Below are 23,742 nucleotides of genomic sequence, written 5' to 3'. Positions count from 1 at the left end.
CTGTTCATCGATAGCAGCTGCATCAAGGTCCATCGCTGTGCGGGCGGCGGAAAAGGGGGGCCTTGGCCCATGGTATCGGCCGCACCAAGGGGGGGCGGAACACCAAGCTCCACGCCGTCTGCGACGTGAAAGGCCGCCCTCATGTCCTCATGCTGACACCGGGAAACGTTCACGACTGCAAGGTCGCCAGAACCTGCATCGCCGCGCGGCCTCCGTCCACCGAGCTCGTCGCCGACAAGGGCTATGACAGCCGGGCGCTGCGCGAATGGCTCGATGGGCGCGGCACCCGCGCCGTCATCCCGCCGCGCCGTAACCGCAAGGTCCAGTACGACTACGACCGTGCCATCTACAAGCAGCGCAACGTCATCGAGCGCATGTTCTGCCGCCTCAAGGACTGGCGACGGCTCGCTACCCGCTTCGACCGCAACATCAAAAACTTCATGGCCGCCATCGCTCTCGCCGCAGCCGTCATCTGGTGGTTATGAGTCCGGACCCTAGGCTCAATCCGACCGACGCGGAACGGCGGTTATGGCGGGCACTATCGAGACGCCAGATCGCAGGCGTCCGCTTCAACCGACAGGTCCCGGTCGGCCCGTATATCGCCGACTTCGCCGCCCGATCGGAAAAGCTGATCGTCGAGGTCGACGGCGGCCAGCATGACGAACGCGCCGCCTATGACGAAGCCCGGACGCGCTATCTCCAAGCGCAAGGCTGGCGCGTCATCCGGTTCTGGAACAACGACGTTCTGGGCAATCTGGAGGGCGTCGTCGCGACCATCGAGCGGACGCTTGCGGACAGGCCCTCCCCTCAATCCCCTCCCGCCTGCGGGAGGGGAAGCGCGAGCGGCAACCGCAATCCCTGAACTACTCCCCTCCCGCAGGCGGGAGGGGTTGGGGGAGGGCAATCCCGGACTATCGAACCCACCCCGCCCCTTGCCAAAAACCCGTTCCCCCGCTACGAATTATAATCGCGCGGACGCCATGAGCCTGACCCCGCAATTCCTTGACGAGCTACGCGCTCGCACCAGTCTGTCGGCGTTGATCGGCAAGACGGTGAAGCTGCAAAAGGCGGGCCGGGAATATAAGGGCTGCTGCCCCTTCCATAACGAAAAGACGCCCAGCTTCTACGTCAACGACGACAAGGGCTTCTACCATTGTTTCGGCTGTTCGGCGCATGGCGATGCCATTCGTTGGATGACCGATCAGCGCGGGCTGCCCTTCATCGACGCGGTCAAGGAACTGGCGCAGGTCGCCGGGCTTGACATGCCCGAGCAGGACCGCCGCGCCGCTCAGAAGGCGGAGCGCGCCAAGGGCCTGCACGATGCGATGGCCGATGCCGCCGCATGGTTTTCCGAACAACTGGGCGGCCTGTCCGGCGGCGACGCGCGCGAGTTGCTGACCCGCCGCCGTGTCACGCCCGACACCGCACGCGCCTTCGGCCTGGGCTTCGCGCCCGACAGCCGGGGCAAGCTGAAGGCCGCGCTCAAGGATTATGGCGATCCGGCGCTGATCGAGTGCGGGCTGCTCATCAAGGTCGACGGCAAGGACCCGTATGACCGTTTCCGCGGCCGGTTGATGATCCCGATCCGCGACGCGCGCGGCCGCGTGATCGCGTTCGGCGGCCGGATTATCGGCGATGGCGAGCCGAAATATCTGAACTCGCCCGACACGCCGCTCTTCGACAAGGGGCGTACGCTCTACAATCTCGACCGCGCCGCGCCCGCCGTGCGCAAGTCCGGCCGCGTGCTGGTGGTCGAGGGCTATATGGACGTGATCGCCCTCGCCCAGGCCGGGATCGAGGAAGCGGTCGCGCCGCTCGGCACCGCGCTGACCGAGCATCAGCTGGAACGGCTGTGGCGCATGGTCGACGTGCCGACGCTCTGTTTCGACGGCGATGCGGCGGGGCAGAAGGCCGCGATCCGCGCCGCCCACCGTGCGCTGCCCTTGCTCCAGCCGGGCAAGAGCCTGTCCTTCGTCACCTTGCCGCAGGGGCAGGACCCCGACGATCTGGTCCAGGAAAAGGGCGCGGCGGGGTTCGAGGCGGTGCTCACCCGCGCCACGCCGCTCAGCGACCTGCTCTGGCAGTCGGAGATTGCGCAGGCCCAGACCGACACACCCGAGGGCCGCGCCGCGCTGAAGCAACGGCTGGAGGAACTGGCGCAGCAGATCCCGCATAAGGATCTGGCCTACGAATATAAGCGCGCGATGATGTCGCGCTATTTCGACATCTTCGGCATCCGGCGGGTCAATGCGGCGGCGGTGCATCAGGCAGTGGCGGAGGCCAATCGCCATGTCGGGCGTGGCGTCGAATACAGCTTGAAGCGCGCGGTCCTGCTCGGCCTGATGCGCTATCCGCATGTGCTGTGCCGCTACATGGACGAGATCAGCCGGTTGGACATGGGCGACCGCTATCTCGACAAGTGGCGGCACCACCTGCTCGACGCGGCGGTCAACGACCCGCATCTGTCGCGGAAAGACGCGGCCGAGGCGGAAAGCCTGATCGAACAGATCATGGCGACCACCGACGTCCACCCGATCGACGCGCGCGACTATACCCGCGACCTGGCGTTCAGCTTCTTCAGCAAGGCGAGCGATCCGGCCATTGCGGTCCGCGATCTGGAAAAGATCATCGAGGTCATGCTGGAGGAAAGCGAGACGCGCGCGAACCGCGAGCGCGCGGTGCAGGCGTTCCAGACCGACATGACCGAGGATCGCTTCGCCGAGCAGACACGGTGCCATGCGGCGCATGCGCAGTCGCTCGACCAACTCTATCGCTGGCTGGAGGCGGCGCGCGATCTGGCGGAGAAGCAAGCCGGGGAGGCCGCTTGATACAGGCAACCCCGCGCCCCATATGCGGGGCATATTGGGCGTACGGCGCTCACACTGGAAAATTACGCATGGCCCCCTCACCCGCTTGCCAAACCGGCGGTGTGCGTGAAAGAGGCCGGGCATTGAGACCCGAGGGCATTTGATGGCGAAGGCGAATATGGCGGCGGATACGACCGATACCACGGAAACGGGCGATGCGCCGCTGATCGACCTGAACGAGGCGTCGATCAAGAAGTTGATCGCCCGCGCCAAGAAGCGCGGCTACATCACCTATGACCAGCTGAACGAAGCGCTGCCGCAGGACCAGATGTCCTCCGATCAGCTCGAAGACATTATGGCCGCCCTCAACGAGATGGGCGTCAATATCGTCGAGAATGAGGAACAGGGCGAGGACGGCGAGTCCGAGGAAGAGGCCGACGACGCCGAGACCACGGACGCCGACGGCGATTCCGGCCCTCAGCCCGAGGCGAAGAAGAAGGAAACCGTCGATCGCACCGACGATCCGGTCCGCATGTACCTGCGCGAGATGGGTGCGGTCGAGCTGCTGAGCCGTGAGGGCGAAATCGCCATCGCCAAGCGGATCGAGGCGGGTCGCGACACGATGATCCTGGGGCTGTGCGAAAGCCCGATCACCTTCAACGCGATCATCGACTGGTCGACTGCGCTGAACGAAGGCACGATGCAGCTGCGCGAGATCCTCGATCTCGACGCCATGCTGTCCAAGGACGCCGGCCCGGAAAATCTGGGTGAGGAAGACGAAGAGGACAATGGCGAGATCAGCGCCAAGAACGCCGGTCCCCAGTTCAAGGAAGAAGAAGAGCCCGAGGAACCCTCGATCGACGACGAGGATGGCGAGGGCGGCGAGCGTCGCGGCCCGCGCGCTGAGGACGAGGAAGAGGACAACACCCTCAGCCTCGCCCAGATGGAGGAAACGCTCAAGCCGCAGGCGCTGGAGAAGTTCGCCAACATCACCGCGATCTACAAGAAATTCTCCAAGATCCAGCAGCAGCGTCTGGAGTCGATGGCGCTGGGCGGCGAGCTGTCGTCGGCGGACGAGCGCAAGTACCACAAGCTGCGCGAAGAGCTGACCGCCGAGGTTGAGAGCGTTCAGTTCCACAACGCCAAGATCGAATTCCTGGTCGATCAGCTCTATGCCTATAACCGCCGCCTGACCGCGCTGGGCGGACAGATGCTGCGTCTGGCCGAGCGGCACAAGGTAAACCGCAAGGACTTCCTCGACCGCTATCTGGGTCATGAGCTGGACGAGAACTGGCTCGACACGGTGCGCGGGCTCGACAAGAAGTGGGGCAATTTCGCTAGCAACGAAGCCGCCACCGTCGACCGCATCCGCAGCGAGATCGCTGAGATTTCGCAGCAGACCGGCATGGCGCTGACCGAATTCCGCCGCATCGTGAACATGGTGCAGAAGGGCGAGCGCGAGGCGCGGATCGCCAAGAAGGAAATGGTCGAGGCCAATCTGCGCCTCGTCATCTCGATCGCCAAGAAATACACCAATCGCGGCCTGCAATTCCTGGATCTTATCCAGGAGGGCAATATCGGCCTGATGAAGGCGGTCGATAAGTTCGAATATCGTCGCGGTTACAAATTCTCGACCTATGCCACCTGGTGGATTCGTCAGGCGATCACCCGCTCGATCGCGGACCAGGCACGGACCATCCGCATCCCGGTCCATATGATCGAGACGATCAACAAGCTGGTCCGCACCAGCCGCCAGTTCCTGCACGAGCAGGGCCGCGAGCCGACCCCGGAAGAGATGGCCGAGCGCCTCTCCATGCCGCTGGAGAAGGTGCGCAAGGTGATGAAGATCGCCAAGGAGCCGATCAGCCTTGAAACGCCGATCGGCGACGAGGAGGACAGCCACCTGGGCGACTTTATCGAGGACAAGAACGCGGTCATCCCGGTGGATGCGGCGATCCAGGCGAACCTGAAGGAAACGGTCACCCGCGTCCTGGCCAGCCTGACGCCGCGCGAGGAGCGCGTGCTGCGCATGCGCTTCGGCATCGGCATGAACACCGACCACACGCTGGAAGAGGTCGGTCAGCAGTTCTCGGTCACCCGCGAACGCATCCGCCAGATCGAGGCCAAGGCGCTCCGCAAGCTGAAGCACCCCAGCCGCAGCCGCAAGATGCGCAGCTTCCTCGACCAGTAAGGTCGGACGCCACGAAACGGAAAAGCCGTCGACCGCCCGGTCGGCGGCTTTTTTGTTGACCCATACCATGTCGCGCCCGCCGGAACCGCGATAAACTGGGGCGACCCGGGCCACGGCGCGCCGGGCGAGGAGTGACATGGATATTCGCCTGGACGATCCGACCTCACCACATGTCGCAGATCTGCTGGCCTATCACCTGCGCGATCTCTGCAGTGTCATGAGCGAATTCGCCTTCGCGCTCGGCGCGTCCGCGCTGGCCGCGCCCGACATCACGTTCTGGACGATATGGGATGGCCCTACGCTCGCCGGTTTCGCCGCGCTGAAGCAACTCGCCGCCGCGCATGGCGAAGTGGAATCCATGCGGGTCGCCCCGGCATTTCTGGGCAAGGGAGTCGGTCGCAAGCTGCTGAACCACATCATCGCCGAGGCGCGGCACCGGCGCTATCACCGGATCAGCCTGGAAACGGGCACCGCACCGCTGCACCAGCCCGCCGTCGCGCTGTATCGCAGCGCGGGGTTCCAGTCCTGCGATGCCTTCGCCGACTATCAGCCTAGCCCGCACAATCAGTTCTTTATGCGCAATCTGATCGCCTGATCGGGGCCGCCACTCGGCGCATCGCATGGGTTGGGGCTCCACAATCGCGGCCGGGGGCGATAATCCCCGGCGGATGAAACGTCTGCTCCCGCTGATCGCCCTGCTGGTCGCTGCCGCGCCCGCCAACCAGAATGTCCCCCGCCCCGGCTATGTTCGGGTGCAGCTCAATACCTCGGAAGGCCCGATCGTCGTCGCGCTCGATGCGCGCCGTGCGCCGGCGACGACGAAGAACTTCCTGGCCTATGTCGATGACGGGCGGTTCGACGGGACGGTGTTCTACCGCGCCGCGCGCGACAAGCGGAACCCGAAGGAGGGCTTCGTCCAGGGTGGCATCCGCACCGATGCGCGCCGCATCCTGCCCCCCTTCCCGCTGGAGACGACCGCCAAGACCGGGATCAAGCATCTCGACGGCACCATCTCGATGGCGCGTGGGCAATCGGCCAGTTCGGCGGGCGGCAATTTCTTCATCACCGTAGGGCCGACGCCGGGCATGGACGCGCGGCCGGGCTATGACGGCTATGCCGCCTTCGGGCGTGTGGTGGCGGGAATGGACACGGTGAAGAAAATCCTCGCCAAGCCCTCGGGCGGTGGCCTGGACGCCATGAAGGGGCAGATGATCCTGAAGCCCGTCGCGATCCGCTCCGCCAAGCGGCTCGACGGCACGCCCAAGCCGACCGGTGAGCCGAAGATGTGGCTGTATAATTTCGGGGGATAAGCGCCCCCTACCCGCCCCACTTCCCAACCTCCGTTCAGCCTGAGCGAAGTCGAAGGCCACGCCGCAACCATAACCACGCGCCATGCAGACGCTCGTGGCCAAGGGCGTCCCTTGGCCTTCGACTTCGCTCAGGCTGAACGGAGCGCGGTCAAAGAAAAAGGGCGGCGACACCGTGGTGCCACCGCCCCTTCCCTGTCGAACCGCTATAGGGTCCGCCGCCCCGATTACTCGGCGGCTGCGGTGCCCTTGGCCGGACGCGTGTCGCGACGCTCGGCGATACGCGCCGACTTACCAGTGCGGCCGCGCAGATAGTACAGCTTGGCACGACGCACGGCGCCCTTGCGGACGACATCGATCGAGTCGACGTTCGGCGAGTAGAGCGGGAAGACGCGCTCCACGCCCTCACCGAAGGAGATCTTGCGGACGGTGAACGACGAGCCCATGCCCTTGTTCGAGCGGGCGATGCAGACGCCCTCATAGAACTGGACGCGGGTGCGCTCGCCTTCGACGACCTTCACACCGACCTTCAGCGTGTCGCCGGGGCGAAATTCCGGGATCTTCTTCGTCTCGTTGAACTTGGCGATCTGCTCAGCTTCGATCTGCTGGATCACGTTCATGACTTCATTCCTCAATCGTCGCCGCGCGCCAGAGGGCGACCGACCCGAACGCCCTCATGACGTTCCCAAAGGTCCGGCCGCCTTGACCGTGTATCCTCGCAAGCCCTGGCATGACGCCATTTTGCGATTTTCGCATGATCCCCCGATCGCAGCACTTCAGGGATCGTGCGCCCTTCCCACTCGGCGGGTCGGGTATATTGCGGATATTCGAGGAGGCCGCTTTCGAAGCTTTCCTCGACTCCGCTTGAAGCCGCGCCCATTACGCCGGGAAGCAGCCGAACGCAAGCGTCGAGGAGCACCAGCGCCCCCATCTCGCCACCCGACAGGATATAGTCGCCGATCGACACCTGTTCGATGCCCCGCGCCTCGAACAAACGCTCGTCGAAGCCCTCGAACCGGCCGCACAGCACGGTGACGCCCGGTCCCGCCGCCAGTTGGCGAACGCGCGGCTGGGTCAGCGGGTGCCCACGCGGCGTCATCGCCAGCACCGGCCGGTCGTCGGCGACCGAGTCCACCGCCGCCGCCAGTATATCGGCGCGCAGCACCATGCCCGCGCCACCACCTGCGGGCGTGTCGTCGACCGAGCGATGCTTGTCGGTCGCGAAGTCGCGGATCTGCACCGTCTCCAGCGCCCAGCGATCCTCACGCAATGCCCTCCCCGCCAGCGAATGGCCCAGGGGTCCGGGAAACATTTCGGGGTAGAGCGTCAATATCGTCGCGCGGAAGGTCACAGCGTCCAGTTCTCGATAGTCAGGCCGGGAATGTCGGCGAAATCGGCTTCGTTGTTCGTCACCAGCGTCAGGCCCGAGGCCAGAGCATGGGCACCGATCAGACGATCAAAGCGCCCTCGCCGGAACGGAATATCCGCATAAGCGGATGCCGCCCTTTGGTCGAACGGCAATATCGGCACACGGTCAAAAAAGCGGTCGAACGCCGCCACGGCTTCGGTGCCGTGGCGCTCCAGTCCACGCATGATCTCCGCATAGGTGATCGCGGAGGCCATGACGCTGCCCGGTTCGCACGTCGCGAGCCGCTGCGCCGCGCGACCGCTGGCATCGCGAAGGACATAGATGCAGATATTCGAGTCGAGCAGATAGCGCGGTTCAATCACGGCCGAGCAGCTTTCCGTCCCAATCCAGTTCGCGCGGCTCCATGTCGAAGTCTTCCCGCTCGATCGGCTTCAACCACGGCATCGAGCCCGCGATGCCGGTCAGGTCGATCGTCTTGCGCGGCGCCTGGACGGGTTCGAACACATAGCGGCCCTGCTCCTCGCGCAACGTCATCTCGGTGCCCTCGGCCAGCCCCAGTGCGGCGGGCAGGCGCAGCGCAAGCGAGTTGCCCGAGCGGAAGACCTTCGCCTGATAGTCCTTACCCATATCGCCTCCGTATATACGCCATGTATATACATGATCCGCGATCAAAGGCCAAGGAACGTTGCGCCGCCTGACGCTTTGCCCCCGCCATGGACGATTGCATCATCATCGGGGCGGGCCCCGCCGGGTTGACGGCGGCGATCTATCTCGCACGCTATCACCTGCGCATCCACATGTTCGACAGCGGATCGAGCCGCGCGGCGATGATCCCCTGCACCCACAATCATGCCGGCTTCCCCGAGGGGATCAGCGGCGAGGCGTTGCTGGCCCGGATGCATGACCAGGCACGTCGTTACGGTGCGCATTGCACGCCGCACCGGGTCACCGCGATCCGGCCCGAAGGGGATCATTTCCGCGTCATCACCGATGATGCCGAATACCGGACCCGCACGGTCCTGTTGGCCACGGGCGTGGTCAATCACCGCCCCAAGCATCTTCTGCCCGATGTGCACGACCCGGCGCTGGAGCGCGGGTTGATCCGCTATTGCCCGGTCTGTGACGGCTATGAGGTCACCGACAAGCGGGTCGGCGTGATCGGGACCAGCGACCATGGCATGCGCGAGGCGCTGTTCCTGCGCGGCTTCACCCGTGACGTGACGTTGATCGCGCCCGATGCCGCGCATGACCTCGATCCCGAATGCGCCCAAGCGCTGGACGATGCGGGCGTACAGCGCGTGGACGGCCCCTGTGGCGGCTGGGCGATCGAGGGGGACCGGATCGCGCTCGACACCGCCAGCGGGCGGATGGCGTTCGACAGCGTCTATCCGGCGATGGGGTCACGCATCCGGTCGGAGCTGGCGGTATCGGCGGGCGCCAAGGCGGACACGAGCGGATGCCTGGAGGTCGACGACCATCAGCGGACCTCAGTTCCCGGCCTGTTCGCCGCCGGAGATGTGGTCAAGGGGCTGGATCAGATCAGCCATGCCATGGGGGAGGCCGGCGTCGCCGCGACGACGATCCGCAATCTGCTGAACGAGCAACGCCCGATCAGGCGATGAAGGCGCGCTCCACGATCAGGCGATCCTGATCCCATTCGGGCACCGCCTGCGCATTCATCGGCACCATGAAACGGCGGCCATCGGGCCGTTCGATTTCCAGCACGTCGCCCGCACCGAAATTCTCGATCAGCGCGACATGGCCCAGCTCTTCGCCATCGCTGGCGATCGCCGACAGGCCGATGATGTCGGCGTGATAATATTCGCCCTCCTCCAAGGGAGGCAGGGCAGAGCGCGCCACCGTCAGTTCGGTCCCACGCAACGCCTCGGCGGCGTTGCGATCGGTGACTTCGGCGAAACGGGCGATGACGCCGTTCGAGCCATCCCGCGCCGACTTGAGCGTCAGCGCGCCGTCATTGAACGAACGATAGTCCGACAGATCGTCGGCAAAGACCTTCAGCCGAACCTCGCCCGTAATGCCGTGCGCGCCGATGATCACCGCCAGCGTGACGCGCGGCTCACCCGTTGGGCGATCCGGCATTGCCGTCGGGGGTGTCGTCGTCGCCTTCGGCGGGGTCTGGCGCGGAGACGCCTTGGTTGGTCGCGTCGTCATGATCGTCGGGTGCGGTCCGGGGGTCGGGTTCGGTCGGCGGGGTCATGCGTCATCCTCCTCAAGCCATTGGCTTTCAGAAACGCACGGCCCCGCATTCCGATGCCATGGGCGGGCTCGATCGTGACCGACCGTGGCCCACCCAGGACCAAGACCAATTAGGCCTCGGCGGTTTCGGCCGGCGCGTTGGCGGCTTCCTCGGCGGCCTTCAGCTTCTCGGCACGCTCCTCGGCGCGCTCCTTGGCCTTCTCGCCCGGCTCGGCCTTCTTCGGGTTGTTGCGCGCGGCGCGCTCACGGACGCCGGCGGCATCCAGGAAACGGGCGACGCGGTCGGTCGGCTGCGCGCCATTGGCGAGCCAGTGCTTCGCGCGCTCGGTGTCGAGCTGCACGCGCTGCTCATTGTCCTTGGCGAGGAGCGGGTTGTAGTTGCCGATCTTCTCGATGAACTTGCCGTCGCGCGGCGCACGGGCGTCGGCCACCACGATGCGGTAGTAAGGGCGCTTCTTCGAGCCACCACGCGACAGACGAATGCTGAGAGCCATATTTCAGTCCTTGGAGTAAAAAGTTCAAATTACCGGCAATTCCGTCCGGCGCGGGGGTTATTTCTTCTTCAGAAGATTTTCGAAACCGGGGGGCAGCTTGGGCATCCCGTCGGGCAGCTTGCCGCCGCCCATACCGCCGAGACCGCCACCGGGCAGACCGTTCGAGCCCGCCTTGTTGAGCATCTCGCCCATCTGCGGGCCGCCCAGCGCATTGCCCAAGCCGCCAAGGCCGCCCTTGCCGAGCATCGACATCATGCCCTTGATGCCGCCCATCTTCTTGATCTTCTTCATCGCCGTGGACATTTCCTGATGCATCTTCAGGAGCTTGTTGACGTCCTGCACGGTGGTGCCGGACCCCTTGGCGATGCGGATCTTGCGCTTGGCGTTGACCAGCTCGGGCTTGGCCCGCTCCTTGACGGTCATCGAGGTGATGATCGCGTCCATGCGAAGCAGGATCTTGTCGCCACCGGCATCATTGAGGGCATTCTGCGCCTTCTTCATGCCCGGCATCATGCCCGCCAGCGCACCCAGGCCGCCCATGCGGCGCATCTGGGCCAGCTGGCCGCGCAGGTCGTTCAGATCGAACTGACCCTTGGCCATTTTCATGGCCATGCGCTCGGCATCTTCCTGCTGGATCGTCTCGGCGGCGCGCTCGACTAGCGACACCACGTCGCCCATGCCGAGGATGCGCCCTGCGACACGCTCCGGATGGAAGGCTTCCAGCGCATCCATCTTTTCGCCGACACCGGCGAACTTGATGGGCTTGCCGGTAACCGCGCGCATCGACAGCGCCGCACCACCGCGCGCGTCGCCGTCCATACGGGTCAGCACCACGCCGGTCAGCGGCACCTGCTCGGAGAAGCTGGTTGCGACGTTGACCGCATCCTGGCCGGTCAGCGAGTCGACGACGAGCAGAATTTCCTGAGGCTGGGCGATCTCCGCCACCGCCTTCATCTCATCCATCAACGCCTGATCGACGTGCAGGCGACCGGCGGTGTCGAGCATCAGGACGTCATAGCCCTGCAGCTTGGCGGCCTGGAGCGCGCGGCGCGCGATCTCGACTGGCTGCTGCCCGGCGATGATCGGCAGGGTCGATACCTCGACCTGGGTGCCCAGCGTCGCCAGCTGTTCCTGCGCGGCCGGGCGATTGACGTCGAGCGACGCCATCAGAACCTTCTTGCGTTCGCGGCCCATCGCACCGCTCGACAGCCGCTTGGCGATCTTGGCGGTGGTAGTGGTCTTACCCGAGCCCTGAAGGCCGACCATCATCACGACGGCGGGCGGCGTGACGTCGAGCAGCAGCTCGCTGGCATCCGCGCCCAGCATCGCGACCAGCGCGTCATGGACGATCTTGACGACCTGCTGGCCCGGCGTGATCGAACGAAGGACGTTCTGGCCGATCGCCTGTTCGGTGACCTTGTCGACGAAATCGCGCGCGACGGGCAGCGCGACGTCGGCTTCCAGCAACGCCACGCGCACTTCGCGCATCGCGGTGCGGACATCCGCCTCGGTCAGCGCGCCACGGCCGCGGAGGCGGTCGAATACGCCGCCAAGCCGATCGCTCAAGCTGTCGAACATCGCCTCACCTCGTCAAACCCGAGCCGGAGAGTCCGGCCCAAAAACCTGTGTCGCACCGCCAAACGCAAAAGCGCCGGCGGGCGAAACCTCGCCGGCCAGCGTGCACCCTTGGGCGCTTCACTTTCACATTCCGAAACGGAACTTGGAGGCGCCCTTACGGCAGAATGCGGCCCGGCGCAAGTCGAGGGCGGCGAGGCGCGCAATTAACCTCTTGTACATAACTGACATGGCACCACTTTCTGCCATGCAAGGGCCGCCCGCCACCCCCATTCCAACGCCCGTTCCGGCACGCCTGTTCGCGCTGGGACTCGTTGGCGGCGCGCTCATGGTGGCGGTCGCGATCCTGCTGATCCAGTTGGGCCTCGATCTGCCCGCGAAGACCATTTTGTTCCTGACCGCCGCCGGGCTGACCTTCCTCTACTGGCGGATGCCGCCGGCGCATCGGCACGAGGCCGATCGCGTGGATCAGGCCGACGCGCTGACCGGATTGACCAACCGCCCGCATTTCCAGCGCGCCGGGCAGGCGATGATCGATACCGCCTTTGCCCGCAAGCGCGGCGTCACGCTGTTGCTGCTCGACATCGATCGGTTCCGTGCCATCGCCGGGTCGTTCGGGCACGAAGCCGGCGACGCGCTGCTCCAGCATGTCGCCAAGACCCTGCGCAGCGAGGCCTCGTCCGACGCCATCGTCGCCCGGTTCGAGGGCGATTGCTTCGGATGCCTGATCCCGGTCGACGCGCGCGGACGCGACCGCGTCAACCGGCTCGCCGAGCGGCTGGCGATCCGCATCGCGCAGCCGATCCGGCTGGCCGATCAGGATTTCGCGCCCCGCGCGGCCATCGCGCTGGCGCATGTCGAGGGGCCGACCGCGACGATCGACCAGCTGGTCCGCCGTGCCGATCTGGCCCTGATCGCCGCCAAGGCGCGCGGCGACGGGCGCCCCTTGTGGTTCGACCCCGCGATGGAAACCGCCATGGCCGAACGCAACATGATCGTCAGCGATCTGCGCGCCGCTTTGGCGCAGGGCGACATCCAGCCGCGCTTCGTGCCGCAAATCGATCTGGGCAATGCCCGGCTGACCGGGTTCGAGGTGCTGGCGCATTGGGAGCATCCCACCTTGGGTGCGATGGCGGCCGATCGGTTCATGCCGGTGGCCGAGGCGTCGGGCCTGTCGGGCGACGTCTCGCTGGCGCTGATGCGACAGGCGATGGCGGCCGCGCGCGACTGGGACCCGTCGCTGACCCTGTCCTTCCCGCTCAGCACCGCGCAGTTTCACGACGCCTGGCTGGCGCAGAAGGTCATCAAGACGCTGACCGAGAGCGGCTTCCCCGCCCATAGGCTGGAGGTCGAGATCACCGAAAATGCGCTGTTTGCCAATCTGGCGCTGGCGCAATCGATCGTCGTCAGCCTGAAGAACCAGGGCATCGCGCTGGCGCTCGACGAATTCGGCAGCGGCTATTCCAGTCTGGCGCATCTGCGCGCGCTGCCGTTCGACCGGGTCCGCATCGACCCCAATTTCATCAGCGACATGGCCGCCGATCCGGAACTGATGAAGATCGTGACCGCCATCGTCCAGCTGGGCGACACGCTGAACCTGCCGATCGCCGCCAAGGGGCTGCGCGATGCCGAGACGCAGGACCGATTGCGCCTGATCGGCTGCGCCCAGGGTCAGGGACCCTTTTACGGTCCGCCGATGGACCTGGGCCAAGTCCGTCAATTTCTGGCCGAACGGCGGTTGCTGGCGGGCAGCACCGCGCCGCCCTTCCCTACCATCCCGCGTCTGGCCGGCTGAGATAATCCTGTTCTTCGGGCGTCGAGGCGCGGCCCAGCACGGCGTTGCGGCTGGGGTAGCGGCCATAGCGGCGGATGACCTCTCGGTGATCGCGCGCGAAGGACAGATTCTCCTCGCGCCCCAATTCGGTGAACTTGGCGACGCTCAGATCCTGCATCGCGCGCGATTCCGCGTGCATCAGCGGCATATAGACAAAGGCCAGCCGCTCCGGGGGATAGCGGTCCTCCCACCCCGCATCGATCGCGGTCACGCACAGCTCCAGCGCCAGCGGATCGGCGGCATAGCCCTGCGCCGATCCCCGATACAGATTGCGCGAAAACTGATCGAGCAGCAGGATCGCCGCCAGCAGCGTATCGGGGTCCTCGCGCCAGCCGATCGCGTCGGTCGCCAGCACCTGATCGCGTACCGCCCCGAACCGATCGGCGATCTCCCGGTCCAGCGCATCGTCCTTCGCGAAATGCTTTTCGGGCGGGAGCGCGAACCAGAAGTCGATCACGGCACGCGCGGTCCCGTGGACTTGTGCGGCATCCATCCCTAGATCGGCGGTCATGTCGTCCCTTTCTGGCCCTGAAATTGCTGGTCCTGAGATCATCAGTCTGGGCTGTCGCCTCAACATCGCCGAGAGCGAAACGATCCGCGCGCTGGCCGCTGGTCGGGCGGACATGGTCGTCGTCAACAGCTGCGCCGTCACCAACGAGGCGGTCAAGCAGACCCGCGCCGCGATCCGCCGCGCCGCCAAGGCCCGTCCCGACGCGCAGATCGTGGTGACGGGATGCGCGGCGCAGATCGACCCGGCCAGCTTCGCCGCCATGCCCGAGGTCGCGCGTGTGCTGGGCAATGCCGACAAGCTGCGTGCCGAAAGCTGGGCCTCCGCCGAGCCGATGCTGGTCGCCGACCTGTCGCGCGTGGTCGAGACCGCGCCGCATCTCGCCGCCGCCTTTGCCGGCCATGCGCGGGCGTTCGTCGAAGTCCAGAATGGCTGCGACCATAGCTGCACCTTCTGCATCATCCCGACCGGCCGGGGACCCAGCCGATCGGTCCCCGCTGGGCTGGTCATCGACCGCATTTCCCGCGCGGTCGAGCTGGGCCATAGGGAAGTGGTGCTGACCGGCGTCGACCTGACCAGCTATGGCCACGACCTGCCCGGCCAGCCCAGCCTGGGCCTGCTGGTCGAGCGTATCCTGAGCCATGTCCCCGCCCTGCCCCGGCTGCGGCTTTCGTCTCTCGACTCGATCGAGATCGACGACCGGCTGTTCGAGCTGGTGACGGGCGAGGCGCGGGTGATGCCGCATCTCCATCTGTCACTTCAGGCGGGCAACGACCTGATCCTCAAGCGGATGAAGCGCCGCCACAGCCGGGCGCAATCGGTGGCGATCGTCGAGCGCCTGCTGACCGCACGGCCCGAGATCGCGATCGGCGCCGACCTGATCGCGGGCTTCCCGACCGAGGATGAGGCGATGGCGGCGGACACGCTGGCGTTGATCGACGACTGCCAGATCGTCCACGCGCACATCTTCCCCTATTCGGCGCGTGACGGCACACCCGCCGCGCGGATGCCGCAGGTGCCCCACCAGCTGCGTCGCGAACGGGCCGCCCGCCTTCGCGAGGCTGCCGCGCGCCGCCGTCGCCACTGGCTGGCGACCCAGCTCGGCCAGACCCGCGACGTGCTGGTCGAACGACCGGGCACGCGCGGCCACGCGCCCGACTTCGCCGACATCCACTTTTCTCCCGCCGCCGAACCGGGCAGCATCGCCCGCGTTCGGGTCACGGCGGCGACCGAAACCCATCTGATCGGACAATTGGCATGAGTTCTTCCTCCTCCTGGCACGAAAAGCTGCTCGGCGGTTTCCGTCGCACCTCGGACCGGCTGGTCGGCAATCTCGCCGGCCTCGGCACCGCGCGGCTCGACGAGGGCACGCTCGACGAGATCGAGGAAGCGCTGATCGCCTCCGATCTCGGCCCCGAAACGGCGGGCCATATCCGTACCCGTCTGGCCGAGGGCAGCTTCGAGCGGAACATGGAGGACCTCGGCATCCGCCTGGTCGTCGCCGAAGAGGTGGAGAAGGCGCTGGCCAAGGTCGCCACCCCGCTGGAGATCGACGCCTTTCCCCGGCCGCAGGTGATCCTGGTCATCGGCGTCAACGGATCGGGCAAGACGACGACCATCGCGAAACTCGCGCACCTGTTCATGGAGCAGGATTACGGCGTGATGCTGGCGGCGGGCGACACCTTCCGCGCCGCCGCGATCGGCCAGCTCGCCACCTGGGCCGAGCGGGTCGGCGTGCCGATCGTCTCGGGCAAGGAAGGCGGCGACGCGGCGGGCATCGTCTATGAGGCGGTGAAACAGGCGACCGCGACCGGCATCGACGTGCTGATCGTCGACACCGCCGGACGCCTCCAGAACAAGCGCGAGCTGATGGACGAGCTGTCCAAGATCCGCCGCGTGCTCGGCCGCCTGAACCCCGAGGCGCCGCATGACATCCTGCTGGTGCTCGATGCCACCACCGGCCAGAACGCGCTCAACCAGATCGAGGTGTTCAAGGACGTCGCGGGCGTCACCGGCCTGGTCATGACCAAGCTGGACGGCACCGCGCGCGGCGGCGTGCTGGTTGCGGCGGCCGAGAAATACGGCCTGCCCATCCACGCCATCGGGGTCGGCGAGGGCATGACCGACTTGCGCCCCTTCGACGCCAATGAGGTCAGCCGCATCATCGCCGGCATCGAGGGAGGCCGCAAATGAGCGCGTCCGAAAAGGAAGCCAGCCCTGTCCTGAAGGCCGGCATCGAATATGGTCCGCTGATCCTGTTCTTCCTGGTCAATTTCCTGGCACCGCTGGGGCCGCTGACCCGCGTGCTGGTCGCGACCGGCGTCTTCATGGCGGCGACCGTGGTGTCGATGGTCGTCAGCAAGGTGAAGCTGGGCCGCATCTCGCCGATGCTCTGGCTGTCGGGCGCGCTGGTCGTCGTTTTCGGCGGGCTGACCCTGTATTTCCACGACGAGCGCTTCATCAAGATGAAGCCGACCATCGTCTATGCCATGTTCTCGGCAATGCTGTTCTTCGGCCTCGTCACCGGGCGGCCGCTGATCCAGATGGTGCTGGGCAGCGTCTATTCGGGCCTGACGCCCGAGGGGTGGCGCAAGCTGACCCGCAACTGGGCGCTGTTCTTCGCCTTCATGGCAGTGCTGAACGAGGCGGTATGGCGCAATTCAACCTGGGATTTTTGGGTCGGGTTCAAGCTGTGGGGCGCGATGCCGCTGACCATCGGCTTTGCCATCGCCAACATCCCCATGCTGTTGAAGCATGGCCTGAACGCGGAGGCCGCAAAGGTCGACGAACCGCCGGTGGAGTGACGCGCTCGACCAGACCGACTCGGCCCTGAGAGCTATAGCGCGCCGCTTAGGGCCAGCGCCTTTTCCTTGTCCTTCGCGGTCATCCGCGCCTCGACCGCCGCCATCGCCGGGGCGGCCTCCTGCTTGCCTTTCGCCGCCGCGACCTTCAGCCACGCCCAGGCGCGGGGCAGGTCGCGCTCGCCACCCCGACCATTGGCCAGAAGCGCGGCATAGTTGAACATGCCGTCGGGATCGCCCTGCTGCGACGCCAGTTCAAACCAGCGGCGCGCAGCGGCCTCGTCGCGCGGGACGAAGGTGCCGGTGCGAAAATACTCACCGATCGCCACCCGTGCCTCGGTCGATCCCTTGAGCGCCGCCTGACGGTAGAGGCCGAACGCCACCTCGCGGTCGACGGGCACCCCCTTGCCGCTTTCATAGGCTGTCGCCAGCGCATAGGCGGCATCCGGATCGTCATGCTTCAACGCCTCGCGATACCAGGCGATCGCGCGCGGCAGATCGACAGCGATACCGTCATCGCCATCATGCAGCATGTCGCCCACCGCCACCTGCGCGGCGGCCAGATGCCGCTTGGCGCCGCGTTCGTAATTGGCGAAGGCCGCCTTGGGATCGCGGGGCACGCCCAGTCCGAAATATTGGATGTCACCCAACATCTTGTACGCCGCGACATGGCCGACAAAGGCCGCGCGTCGGTACCAGCGGCACGCCTCCCCCATATCGACCTGCGTGCCGTACAGCCCCTGACGATAAATGGCGCCCAGCATCATCGCGGCTTCGCCCGATGCGGTGTTCAATTCGGGATTGGCCGGATCGAAGACCGGCCGATGGAAACGTTCGACATATCGGGTCAGGGCCGCGCGCTGCAGCGCCTCGATAGCGCGCTTATTTTCATCACCCTTGCCGAATCCGGCCAGCAACAGCTTCGCGACGAACAGCGCGGCTTCGTCGCCACCGTTCAGGTTGCTCAGATTCCTGGCCGCCTTCTCGAAATAGGGCAGCGCTTCGGCATAGCGCCCCTGGTCGAACAAGGCGAAGCCCATGGGCAGGTCGGTATCGCGCATCGCATATTCGGCAGCAGCGACCTCCACGCTGCGGCTGGTCGCCGACATGTGGGGCACCTGTGTCAGTTCGTTCGGCCCACCGAGAAGCCGGACGCAGTTCGCCGCCGCCGCGCTGTCCGCCGACAAGGCTCCCAGACCATAGGCCTGTGCGCGTTGCAGCGAGGTCGCGCCCGACCCCGGCCCACCCGCTTCGAAACCACCGGGCAGCGCCCCCGCCTCGGCCGCGATCGACGCATCCGCGCCGGGCAGCGCGATGTCGCCACCCGCCGTCATGCCGAAACGGGTCTTGCCCAGTTGGGGAAGCGGGGAGCCGACCGGAACCTTGGGCGGCGCCGTATAATCCGGATTGCGCGGCATACGCGTCGGCTGAACGATGGGCGGCAGCGCGTCGGGATTTTGCCGCAGGATCAAGTTGTAAGCCGGCAAACGGCTGATCACCGAACAGATCGCCCATTTCGGCGCCTCCGCCGCAGGCAGGCGCTTCCCCCGCACGACGATCGTCTTGTCCGCGCCCAACTCGACCGGGTCACGTTCATCGGCCGCCGGCTTTTTCGCCGCAGCGTTCTTGGGAGCGGATGACGTCGCGACATCGGGCGACGATAGGCCGACCCGCGCGAAGACCGGCCCCGCCGCCGAGAAGCATATGCCCATGGCCGCGACACTTCCCAGGAACCCGCCAAGTGCCCGATACTTGGATCGCATCACCGCCTCCTTATCCCCGACGCGCCGAGTCTTATCAAAGACTCTTCGAACAAGCCTATACATCAATTTCGGTATACAGAGAAATACGCTGGCGACTTCGAATAAATAAACCATCGTCGCTTAATACGGGCGCAGAGGAAGGGTTGGCAATTACCGCGCGATTACAAAGACTTTGACACGAGGAAGACATGAAACGAAAAAGGGCGGCCCCATCGGTGCCGCCCTTTCCTTATCCGAAACGGATCGACGTAAAAGTTACGCGACCGCCGCCTCGTACCGGCGACCGGCCTCGTCCCAGTTCACCACATCCCACCAGGCCTTCAGATAGCCCGGGCGGTCATTCATATAGGTCAGGTAATAGGCGTGCTCCCACACGTCGTTACCCAGGATCGGCGTGCCCTTGTCGGCGACGACGTCCATCAGGGGGTTGTCCTGGTTCGGGGTCGAGGTGACCTTCAGCTTGCCCTCGGCGTCCGCGATCACCCAGGCCCAGCCCGAACCGAACTGGCCCGCGCCCTTGGTGTTGAACTCTTCCTTCAGCTTGTCGAGACCGCCGAACGCCTCGATCGCCTCGGCCAGCTTGCCCGAGGGCTGGGTCGTGCCGGGCTTGGTCATGATCTTCCAGAAGAAGTCATGGTTCCAGAAGCCGCCGCCATTGTTGCGGACGGCGGCCGGGGCCGACGAGATGTTGGCCAGGATGTCCTCGATCGACTTGCCCTGCAGCGACGTGTCGGCCGCGACCGCTTCGTTCAGCTTGTTGGTGTAGGCAGCGTGATGCTTGTCGTGGTGGAAGGTCATCGTCTCCTTGGAGATGACCGGCTCCAGCGCGTCATAGTCGTACGGAAGGGGCGGCAGTTCGAAAGCCATCGTAAATGCTCCTTTGGGGTTTGCCTGTGGCAACGCCTGGGGCCTCAAATGGCTCCCCTGAAGGAGTTACGCAACCGTTCCGATCAAATCGTGCCTGCGAAGCGCATGGCGAAGCTGATCATAGGACAGGCCCAGCGCCTCCGCGGTGGTCCGCTGGTTGAAGCGGTTCTCGGCCAGCGCGCGGGTCAGCAGCTCGCGCTCGAAGCGGGCGACACGCGACTTGAAGTCGGATGGGCCGACATCGCACGCCGCCACCTCATCGCCGTCGCTGACCGGCTCGTTGGCGGCGGGTGCACTCCCCTGCTCGCTCTTCGCCGCAGCGGGCGATTGTCCCTGCGGCCGATAGGGCGAGCGGAAGGGATCGATCTCGATCGCATCGACCGGCCCTTCGCGATCCCAGCGATAGACCGCACGCTCGACGACATTGCGCAGTTCGCGGACATTGCCGGGCCAGCGATGCTCCATCAGCGCATCGGTCGCCGCCGCGCCGAAACCGGGCCAGTCGTTCCAGCCGATCTCGGCGGCCATGCGCCGGCCGAAATGATTGGCCAGCACCATGATGTCGCTCTTGCGCGCGCGAAGCGGCGGCAGCGTCACCACCTCGAAACACAGCCGGTCGAGCAGATCGGCGCGAAACTGATGCGCGGCGACTTTGTCGGGCAGATGCTCGTTGGTCGCCGCGACGATACGGACATCGACGCGCAAGGGGCGTGACGAACCGATCCGCGTCACCTCGCCATATTCCACCGCGCGCAGCAGCCGGTCCTGTGCCGCCATCGACAAGGTGCCGAGTTCGTCGAGGAACAGCGTGCCGCCATTGGCCTCCTCGAACCGCCCGGCCCGCGCCTTGGTGGCGCCGGTGAACGCGCCCGCCTCATGTCCAAATAATTCGGCCTCGATCAGCGTCTCGGGCAGCGCGGCGCAGTTCATGACGACCAGCGGCTGGTCCCATCGCCCGCTCAGGCGGTGGAGACGTTCGGCGACCAATTCCTTGCCCGTGCCACGCTCGCCGATGACCAGCACCGGACGATCGAGCGCGGCGGCGCGACTGGCCCGTTCCAGCGCATCCAGAAAGGCCCCCGATTGGCCGATGACCTGACTCGTCCGATCCATTCCCAACAGGTGGCGGATTTTCCCAACGCTTGGCAAGCGCGCAATCGTTGTTGGATCGCAACTATTTTAGAAACCCACGGATTTCCGCCGTTTTTTAAATTGGCACGGCTCCTGCAATGCTTCTGACATCCCGCCGATGAGCGGACTGAAACAAAAAGATCAGGGAGTTTCCACCATGTTCGCCACCACCTTCACCCGCCAGATCGCCGCCATCGCCTGCACCGTCGTGATGAGCGCCACCTGCCTGATGGGCGCCCTCGCCCCCGCGCATGTCGCCGCCGCACAGAACCAGACTCCGGTTGCAGCGATCGAGGCGCCGATCGCATAACCAAGCCATTCGCCATCAAGGAGTATCCGATGGGCATTTTCTCCCGCACCCGCGACATCGTCGCTGCCAATTTCGCCGACCTGCTGGACAAGGCGGAAGACCCCGCGAAGATGATCCGCATGATCATCCTCGAAATGGAGGAGACGCTTGTCGAGGTGCGCGCCTCGGCCGCCCGCACGATCGCCGACCAGAAGGAAATCCGCCGCCATATCATGAAGCTGGACCAGCTTCAGGACAGCTGGACCGAAAAGGCCGAGCTGGCGCTGTCGAAGGACCGCGAGGACCTGGCCAAGGCCGCGCTGATCGAGCGCCAGAAGGCCGCCGACATGGCCGACCAGCTGAAGGCCGAAGTCCAGGTGCTCGACGATGCGCTGCGTGCCTCGGAAGAGGACATCGCCAAGCTGCAGAACAAGCTGCGCGAGGCGCGGACCAAGCAGAATGCGGTTCAGACGCGTTTGGAAAGCGCCAACAACCGCTATCGCCTGCGCGAGATGTGGAACGGGCCCAAGACGCATGACGCGTTCAGCCGCTTCGACATCCTCGAGCGCAAGGTGGACGAGGCCGAGGGCCGCGCGGAAGCGCTGGGCCTGGGGTCGAACCCCAAGACGCTCGAGGACGAGATCGCCGAACTGCGCGCCTCGGACCGGGTCGATGCCGAACTCGCCGCGCTCAAGGCGCGCCTGAACAAGGGGGAGTGAGATGGAAGACATCATCACCCCCGGCATCGCGATGCTCACGCTGTTCATCGCGCTGCCCTGGCTGATCCTGCACTATGTCACCAAGTGGAAGCAGGCGCCCAAGATCACCCATGAGGACGAGCAGCTGCTCGACGAGCTTCACATGCTCGCACGGCGGCTCGAGGACCGGGTGAACACTGTCGAACGGATCGTCGCCGCCGACAATCCCAACTTCAAGCCCAGCCTGTCGCAGTCCGAATGGCGCCCCGAACCGCGCCTCGGCCAACAGGATTACAGCCTCGACCGGAGGAACTGACATGACCGCCAGCCGCACCAACTTCTACCTCGACAAGCAGAATGCCAAGTTCAAGGGCGTGTGTTCGGGGATCGCCGACTATACCGGCGTCGATGTGATGTGGGTCCGCATCGCCGCGGTCCTGCTGACCGTCACCGGGGTCGGCATGCCCTGGGTCCCGCTCGCCTATCTGCTGATCGCCTGGATGGCGACCGCCAAGCCGCTGGGCCTTTACCAGTCGGACGAGGACGCCAAGTTCTGGCAGGGCGTGCGCAGCAATCCGCGCCGCTCGACCGCCGAGGTCCGCTCGAAGTTCCGCGATCTCGACCGTCGCCTGGCCGATATCGAACTTCACTACACCAGCCGCAACCGCCAGCTGGCCGACGAGATCGACCGCCTGCGCTGAAGACCGCGCTGATACATCAACTATCCTATGGGAGTATGGATTATGTCTTGGGGAGGACCGGGTTTCGTCCTGGCGATCATCGCAATGTCGACGATCGGTTGGGTCGTGACCACCTGGATACGTGCCAAGCACGGCTACAGCCTGGAAAATGATTGGGGCGGGATGACGCATAAGAGCGACATCGCCGATGGCCGCAAGGTCGAATTGCTGACCGCCGAGAACCAGAAGCTGGTCGGCCAGGTCTCTCGACTGGAGGAGCGGATCGCGGTGCTGGAACGGATCGCCACCGACCCCGCCGAGCGGACCGCGCGCGAAATCGACGCGCTGCGCGATCGCTGAGGGAGAGGCACGATGGAAAACCTCTTCGCCATCCTTGTCGTTCTGATCCCCATCCTGGGTATCATCGGTGGCGTTTTTCTGAAGCCCTGGCTCACGCTACGCGAAAAGCAGCTGGCCACCGAAGCCTCGATGGTAGCGGAAAAGGCGGCGCAATATGCGGCCCAGACCGAAAAGCTGGAACAGCGGGTGCGCGTGCTGGAGCGGATCATCACCGATCGCGGCCTGGCGCTCAGCAACGAGATCGATGCCCTGCGCATCGGCGGCGAAGCGCCCGCCCGCATCGAACACTGACATAAGATTTTAGAGGGGAGTTACCGCTATGTCCGGCGGACAGTTCATGGTTGTTCTGATCGTCGCGATCGTCATGGTCGCCAGCATCTTCAAGGCCAAGCATCGTCGCTCGCCCGGTCTCGACATGGTCGAACATCTGCGCGGCGAAGGGAACCGCGACACCCAGGCGCTGCGCGGCGAAATCCAGCAGCTGAAGGAGCGCATCCAGGTACTGGAGCGCGTCATCACCGACGAACGCAAGAGCATCGATCTCGACCGTGAGATCGAGCGGCTGCGCGATCGCTGATCCACCCATTGATACGGACAGGGAGCCCGGATCATGACCGACACCAATCTCTACATCGTGCTCGCAACCGCAGGCCTGGCGGGGCTGGCAATGATCGTTACCGCCGGACTGGCCGGCTGGCGCGGCTGGTTGCAGCTGAAGAGCCGCGAGTTCGAGCGTAACCACGACATGCCCTACCCGCCCGCCGCCTCGGCCGCGTCGCGGATCGAGATGGCGGACCTGAAGGAGCGCATCCGCAAGCTCGAAGCCATCGCCGCCGGCGTCGACCTCTGAT

At 65.5% G+C, this 23,742-nt stretch carries 30 protein-coding genes and 1 pseudogene; 19 read left to right on the top strand and 12 right to left on the bottom strand.

What is annotated here, in order from left to right; genetic code table 11:
- The first annotated feature begins 62 nt into the window (after nt 1-62).
- The 6 genes from GGR48_RS12005 to GGR48_RS11980 all read left to right on the top strand — a co-directional run bounded on the left by GGR48_RS12005 (nt 63) and on the right by GGR48_RS11980 (nt 6,308).
- Entirely contained in the window at nt 63-485 is a 423-nt protein-coding gene (locus GGR48_RS12005; RefSeq protein ID WP_183952121.1) for an IS5 family transposase, read from the top strand.
- Nucleotides 482-862 (top strand): endonuclease domain-containing protein, encoded by a 381-nt coding sequence (locus GGR48_RS12000; RefSeq protein WP_183952120.1) that lies wholly within the window; start codon nt 482-484, stop codon nt 860-862. The genes GGR48_RS12005 and GGR48_RS12000 overlap by 4 nt, the downstream gene beginning before the upstream one ends.
- Nucleotides 863-980: 118 nt before the next feature.
- On the top strand, nt 981-2,828 hold the full coding sequence (gene dnaG / locus GGR48_RS11995; protein WP_183952119.1) for a DNA primase: 1,848 nt from the start codon (nt 981-983) through the stop codon (nt 2,826-2,828).
- Between the two features lie 142 nt (nt 2,829-2,970).
- Nucleotides 2,971-4,998, top strand: a complete 2,028-nt coding sequence (rpoD, locus tag GGR48_RS11990; protein ID WP_183952118.1) for an RNA polymerase sigma factor RpoD — start codon at nt 2,971-2,973, stop codon at nt 4,996-4,998.
- A 136-nt stretch (nt 4,999-5,134) separates the two neighbouring features.
- On the top strand, nt 5,135-5,593 hold the full coding sequence (locus GGR48_RS11985; RefSeq protein WP_183952117.1) for a GNAT family N-acetyltransferase: 459 nt from the start codon (nt 5,135-5,137) through the stop codon (nt 5,591-5,593).
- Between the two features lie 73 nt (nt 5,594-5,666).
- Nucleotides 5,667-6,308, top strand: a complete 642-nt coding sequence (locus GGR48_RS11980) for a peptidylprolyl isomerase (RefSeq protein ID WP_183952116.1) — start codon at nt 5,667-5,669, stop codon at nt 6,306-6,308.
- A gap of 224 nt (nt 6,309-6,532) precedes the next feature.
- On the opposite strand, the gene rplS is transcribed toward GGR48_RS11980, so the two are convergent.
- From rplS to GGR48_RS11960, 4 genes and pseudogenes are all read right to left on the bottom strand, one after another.
- Complete coding sequence (gene rplS / locus GGR48_RS11975) at nt 6,533-6,925, bottom strand: 50S ribosomal protein L19 (protein WP_175310865.1); 393 nt, start codon at nt 6,923-6,925, stop codon at nt 6,533-6,535.
- Nucleotides 6,926-6,940: 15 nt separating this feature from the next.
- Nucleotides 6,941-7,656: pseudogene (trmD, locus tag GGR48_RS11970) on the bottom strand (tRNA (guanosine(37)-N1)-methyltransferase TrmD); the annotation flags it as partial.
- Complete coding sequence (locus tag GGR48_RS11965; RefSeq protein WP_183952114.1) at nt 7,653-8,036, bottom strand: PIN domain-containing protein; 384 nt, start codon at nt 8,034-8,036, stop codon at nt 7,653-7,655. The gene GGR48_RS11965 and the pseudogene trmD, both read right to left, overlap by 4 nt.
- Nucleotides 8,029-8,301, bottom strand: a complete 273-nt coding sequence (locus tag GGR48_RS11960) for an AbrB/MazE/SpoVT family DNA-binding domain-containing protein (RefSeq protein WP_183952113.1) — start codon at nt 8,299-8,301, stop codon at nt 8,029-8,031. The genes GGR48_RS11965 and GGR48_RS11960 overlap by 8 nt, the downstream gene beginning before the upstream one ends.
- Nucleotides 8,302-8,387: 86 nt before the next feature.
- On the opposite strand from GGR48_RS11960, the gene GGR48_RS11955 reads away from it, so the two are divergent.
- Nucleotides 8,388-9,296 (top strand): NAD(P)/FAD-dependent oxidoreductase, encoded by a 909-nt coding sequence (locus GGR48_RS11955; RefSeq protein ID WP_183952112.1) that lies wholly within the window; start codon nt 8,388-8,390, stop codon nt 9,294-9,296.
- On the opposite strand, the gene rimM is transcribed toward GGR48_RS11955, so the two are convergent.
- The 4 genes from rimM to ffh form a co-directional block, all read right to left on the bottom strand.
- Nucleotides 9,286-9,774 (bottom strand): ribosome maturation factor RimM, encoded by a 489-nt coding sequence (rimM, locus tag GGR48_RS11950; protein ID WP_183952111.1) that lies wholly within the window; start codon nt 9,772-9,774, stop codon nt 9,286-9,288. The genes GGR48_RS11955 and rimM overlap by 11 nt on opposite strands.
- Complete coding sequence (locus GGR48_RS11945) at nt 9,752-9,892, bottom strand: hypothetical protein (protein ID WP_183952110.1); 141 nt, start codon at nt 9,890-9,892, stop codon at nt 9,752-9,754. The genes rimM and GGR48_RS11945 overlap by 23 nt, the downstream gene beginning before the upstream one ends.
- A 109-nt stretch (nt 9,893-10,001) precedes the next feature.
- Entirely contained in the window at nt 10,002-10,385 is a 384-nt protein-coding gene (gene rpsP, locus GGR48_RS11940; protein ID WP_183952109.1) for a 30S ribosomal protein S16, read from the bottom strand.
- A 57-nt stretch (nt 10,386-10,442) separates the two neighbouring features.
- On the bottom strand, nt 10,443-11,963 hold the full coding sequence (ffh, locus tag GGR48_RS11935; protein WP_183952108.1) for a signal recognition particle protein: 1,521 nt from the start codon (nt 11,961-11,963) through the stop codon (nt 10,443-10,445).
- A 244-nt stretch (nt 11,964-12,207) separates the two neighbouring features.
- Here ffh and GGR48_RS11930 point away from each other — a divergent pair, with 244 nt between their 5' ends.
- A complete protein-coding gene (locus GGR48_RS11930) occupies nt 12,208-13,755 on the top strand; it encodes a putative bifunctional diguanylate cyclase/phosphodiesterase (RefSeq protein WP_206362524.1) in 1,548 nt (515 codons plus the stop codon).
- Here GGR48_RS11930 and GGR48_RS11925 read toward each other — a convergent pair.
- On the bottom strand, nt 13,730-14,305 hold the full coding sequence (locus GGR48_RS11925) for a DUF924 family protein (RefSeq protein WP_183952106.1): 576 nt from the start codon (nt 14,303-14,305) through the stop codon (nt 13,730-13,732). The two genes, GGR48_RS11930 and GGR48_RS11925, sit on opposite strands and share 26 nt — an antisense overlap.
- Before the next feature lie 22 nt (nt 14,306-14,327).
- On the opposite strand from GGR48_RS11925, the gene mtaB reads away from it, so the two are divergent.
- Genes mtaB through GGR48_RS11910 form a run of 3 tightly spaced genes read left to right on the top strand, consistent with a single transcriptional unit; the run spans nt 14,328 to nt 17,106 of the window.
- Nucleotides 14,328-15,563 (top strand): tRNA (N(6)-L-threonylcarbamoyladenosine(37)-C(2))-methylthiotransferase MtaB, encoded by a 1,236-nt coding sequence (mtaB, locus tag GGR48_RS11920; protein WP_183952128.1) that lies wholly within the window; start codon nt 14,328-14,330, stop codon nt 15,561-15,563.
- Nucleotides 15,560-16,495, top strand: coding sequence for a signal recognition particle-docking protein FtsY (gene ftsY, locus GGR48_RS11915; protein ID WP_183952105.1), 936 nt, complete (start codon nt 15,560-15,562; stop codon nt 16,493-16,495). Before mtaB ends, ftsY begins: the two co-directional genes overlap by 4 nt.
- Nucleotides 16,492-17,106, top strand: a complete 615-nt coding sequence (locus GGR48_RS11910) for a septation protein A (protein ID WP_183952104.1) — start codon at nt 16,492-16,494, stop codon at nt 17,104-17,106. Before ftsY ends, GGR48_RS11910 begins: the two co-directional genes overlap by 4 nt.
- A 32-nt stretch (nt 17,107-17,138) precedes the next feature.
- Here the strand turns inward: GGR48_RS11910 and GGR48_RS11905 are convergent, their stop codons facing one another.
- The 3 genes from GGR48_RS11905 to pspF form a co-directional block, all read right to left on the bottom strand.
- Nucleotides 17,139-18,866, bottom strand: a complete 1,728-nt coding sequence (locus tag GGR48_RS11905; protein WP_183952103.1) for an SEL1-like repeat protein — start codon at nt 18,864-18,866, stop codon at nt 17,139-17,141.
- Between the two features lie 255 nt (nt 18,867-19,121).
- Nucleotides 19,122-19,733 (bottom strand): superoxide dismutase, encoded by a 612-nt coding sequence (locus GGR48_RS11900; protein ID WP_058753306.1) that lies wholly within the window; start codon nt 19,731-19,733, stop codon nt 19,122-19,124.
- Between the two features lie 66 nt (nt 19,734-19,799).
- The gene (gene pspF / locus GGR48_RS11895) at nt 19,800-20,846 is read right to left on the bottom strand and encodes a phage shock protein operon transcriptional activator (protein ID WP_183952102.1); all 1,047 of its coding nucleotides are present in this window, start codon (nt 20,844-20,846) and stop codon (nt 19,800-19,802) included.
- A gap of 175 nt (nt 20,847-21,021) precedes the next feature.
- Between pspF and GGR48_RS11890 the strand changes: the two genes are divergently transcribed.
- From GGR48_RS11890 to GGR48_RS11855, 8 genes are read left to right on the top strand one after another with little or no spacing between them, the layout of a single operon-like run.
- The gene (locus GGR48_RS11890; protein WP_183952101.1) at nt 21,022-21,174 is read left to right on the top strand and encodes a hypothetical protein; all 153 of its coding nucleotides are present in this window, start codon (nt 21,022-21,024) and stop codon (nt 21,172-21,174) included.
- A 29-nt stretch (nt 21,175-21,203) separates the two neighbouring features.
- Nucleotides 21,204-21,872: a phage shock protein PspA gene (pspA, locus tag GGR48_RS11885; RefSeq protein ID WP_183952100.1), complete on the top strand. Its 669-nt coding sequence runs from the start codon at nt 21,204-21,206 to the stop codon at nt 21,870-21,872.
- Nucleotide 21,873: 1 nt separating this feature from the next.
- On the top strand, nt 21,874-22,167 hold the full coding sequence (gene pspB / locus GGR48_RS11880) for an envelope stress response membrane protein PspB (protein ID WP_183952099.1): 294 nt from the start codon (nt 21,874-21,876) through the stop codon (nt 22,165-22,167).
- Nucleotide 22,168: 1 nt separating this feature from the next.
- A complete protein-coding gene (gene pspC / locus GGR48_RS11875; protein WP_183952098.1) occupies nt 22,169-22,552 on the top strand; it encodes an envelope stress response membrane protein PspC in 384 nt (127 codons plus the stop codon).
- 42 nt (nt 22,553-22,594) lie between these two features.
- Nucleotides 22,595-22,891 carry a hypothetical protein gene (locus GGR48_RS11870; RefSeq protein ID WP_058717805.1) on the top strand — a complete coding sequence of 99 codons (297 nt, stop codon included), beginning with the start codon at nt 22,595-22,597 and terminating at the stop codon, nt 22,889-22,891.
- A 12-nt stretch (nt 22,892-22,903) separates the two neighbouring features.
- Nucleotides 22,904-23,182 (top strand): hypothetical protein, encoded by a 279-nt coding sequence (locus tag GGR48_RS11865; RefSeq protein ID WP_183952097.1) that lies wholly within the window; start codon nt 22,904-22,906, stop codon nt 23,180-23,182.
- A gap of 28 nt (nt 23,183-23,210) precedes the next feature.
- The gene (locus GGR48_RS11860) at nt 23,211-23,468 is read left to right on the top strand and encodes a hypothetical protein (RefSeq protein WP_183952096.1); all 258 of its coding nucleotides are present in this window, start codon (nt 23,211-23,213) and stop codon (nt 23,466-23,468) included.
- Nucleotides 23,469-23,501: 33 nt separating this feature from the next.
- Nucleotides 23,502-23,741, top strand: a complete 240-nt coding sequence (locus GGR48_RS11855) for a hypothetical protein (protein ID WP_183952095.1) — start codon at nt 23,502-23,504, stop codon at nt 23,739-23,741.
- The last annotated feature ends 1 nt before the right edge of the window (nt 23,742 follow it).

This window comes from Sphingomonas pseudosanguinis (assembly GCF_014196255.1).
Taxonomy (GTDB): domain Bacteria; phylum Pseudomonadota; class Alphaproteobacteria; order Sphingomonadales; family Sphingomonadaceae; genus Sphingomonas; species Sphingomonas pseudosanguinis.
This window is presented reverse-complemented; position numbering and strand designations above follow the sequence as displayed.

Coding starts and splice junctions, on each gene's coding strand:
- pspC (WP_183952098.1), top strand. CDS start 22,169: ATGACCGCCAGCCGCACCAACTTCTACCTCGACAAGCAGAATGCCAAG.
- rpsP (WP_183952109.1), bottom strand. CDS start 10,385: ATGGCTCTCAGCATTCGTCTGTCGCGTGGTGGCTCGAAGAAGCGCCCT.
- pspF (WP_183952102.1), bottom strand. CDS start 20,846: ATGGATCGGACGAGTCAGGTCATCGGCCAATCGGGGGCCTTTCTGGAT.
- GGR48_RS11860 (WP_183952096.1), top strand. CDS start 23,211: ATGTCCGGCGGACAGTTCATGGTTGTTCTGATCGTCGCGATCGTCATG.
- GGR48_RS11945 (WP_183952110.1), bottom strand. CDS start 9,892: ATGACCCCGCCGACCGAACCCGACCCCCGGACCGCACCCGACGATCAT.
- rpoD (WP_183952118.1), top strand. CDS start 2,971: ATGGCGAAGGCGAATATGGCGGCGGATACGACCGATACCACGGAAACG.
- GGR48_RS11900 (WP_058753306.1), bottom strand. CDS start 19,733: ATGGCTTTCGAACTGCCGCCCCTTCCGTACGACTATGACGCGCTGGAG.
- GGR48_RS11960 (WP_183952113.1), bottom strand. CDS start 8,301: ATGGGTAAGGACTATCAGGCGAAGGTCTTCCGCTCGGGCAACTCGCTT.
- GGR48_RS11910 (WP_183952104.1), top strand. CDS start 16,492: ATGAGCGCGTCCGAAAAGGAAGCCAGCCCTGTCCTGAAGGCCGGCATC.
- dnaG (WP_183952119.1), top strand. CDS start 981: ATGAGCCTGACCCCGCAATTCCTTGACGAGCTACGCGCTCGCACCAGT.
- rimM (WP_183952111.1), bottom strand. CDS start 9,774: ATGCCGGATCGCCCAACGGGTGAGCCGCGCGTCACGCTGGCGGTGATC.
- GGR48_RS11930 (WP_206362524.1), top strand. CDS start 12,208: ATGCAAGGGCCGCCCGCCACCCCCATTCCAACGCCCGTTCCGGCACGC.
- GGR48_RS11985 (WP_183952117.1), top strand. CDS start 5,135: ATGGATATTCGCCTGGACGATCCGACCTCACCACATGTCGCAGATCTG.
- GGR48_RS11865 (WP_183952097.1), top strand. CDS start 22,904: ATGGAAAACCTCTTCGCCATCCTTGTCGTTCTGATCCCCATCCTGGGT.
- pspB (WP_183952099.1), top strand. CDS start 21,874: ATGGAAGACATCATCACCCCCGGCATCGCGATGCTCACGCTGTTCATC.
- GGR48_RS11980 (WP_183952116.1), top strand. CDS start 5,667: ATGAAACGTCTGCTCCCGCTGATCGCCCTGCTGGTCGCTGCCGCGCCC.
- ftsY (WP_183952105.1), top strand. CDS start 15,560: ATGAGTTCTTCCTCCTCCTGGCACGAAAAGCTGCTCGGCGGTTTCCGT.
- rplS (WP_175310865.1), bottom strand. CDS start 6,925: ATGAACGTGATCCAGCAGATCGAAGCTGAGCAGATCGCCAAGTTCAAC.
- GGR48_RS11890 (WP_183952101.1), top strand. CDS start 21,022: ATGTTCGCCACCACCTTCACCCGCCAGATCGCCGCCATCGCCTGCACC.
- pspA (WP_183952100.1), top strand. CDS start 21,204: ATGGGCATTTTCTCCCGCACCCGCGACATCGTCGCTGCCAATTTCGCC.
- GGR48_RS11870 (WP_058717805.1), top strand. CDS start 22,595: ATGTCTTGGGGAGGACCGGGTTTCGTCCTGGCGATCATCGCAATGTCG.
- GGR48_RS12000 (WP_183952120.1), top strand. CDS start 482: ATGAGTCCGGACCCTAGGCTCAATCCGACCGACGCGGAACGGCGGTTA.
- GGR48_RS11925 (WP_183952106.1), bottom strand. CDS start 14,305: ATGACCGCCGATCTAGGGATGGATGCCGCACAAGTCCACGGGACCGCG.
- ffh (WP_183952108.1), bottom strand. CDS start 11,963: ATGTTCGACAGCTTGAGCGATCGGCTTGGCGGCGTATTCGACCGCCTC.
- GGR48_RS11955 (WP_183952112.1), top strand. CDS start 8,388: ATGGACGATTGCATCATCATCGGGGCGGGCCCCGCCGGGTTGACGGCG.
- GGR48_RS11855 (WP_183952095.1), top strand. CDS start 23,502: ATGACCGACACCAATCTCTACATCGTGCTCGCAACCGCAGGCCTGGCG.
- GGR48_RS11905 (WP_183952103.1), bottom strand. CDS start 18,866: ATGCGATCCAAGTATCGGGCACTTGGCGGGTTCCTGGGAAGTGTCGCG.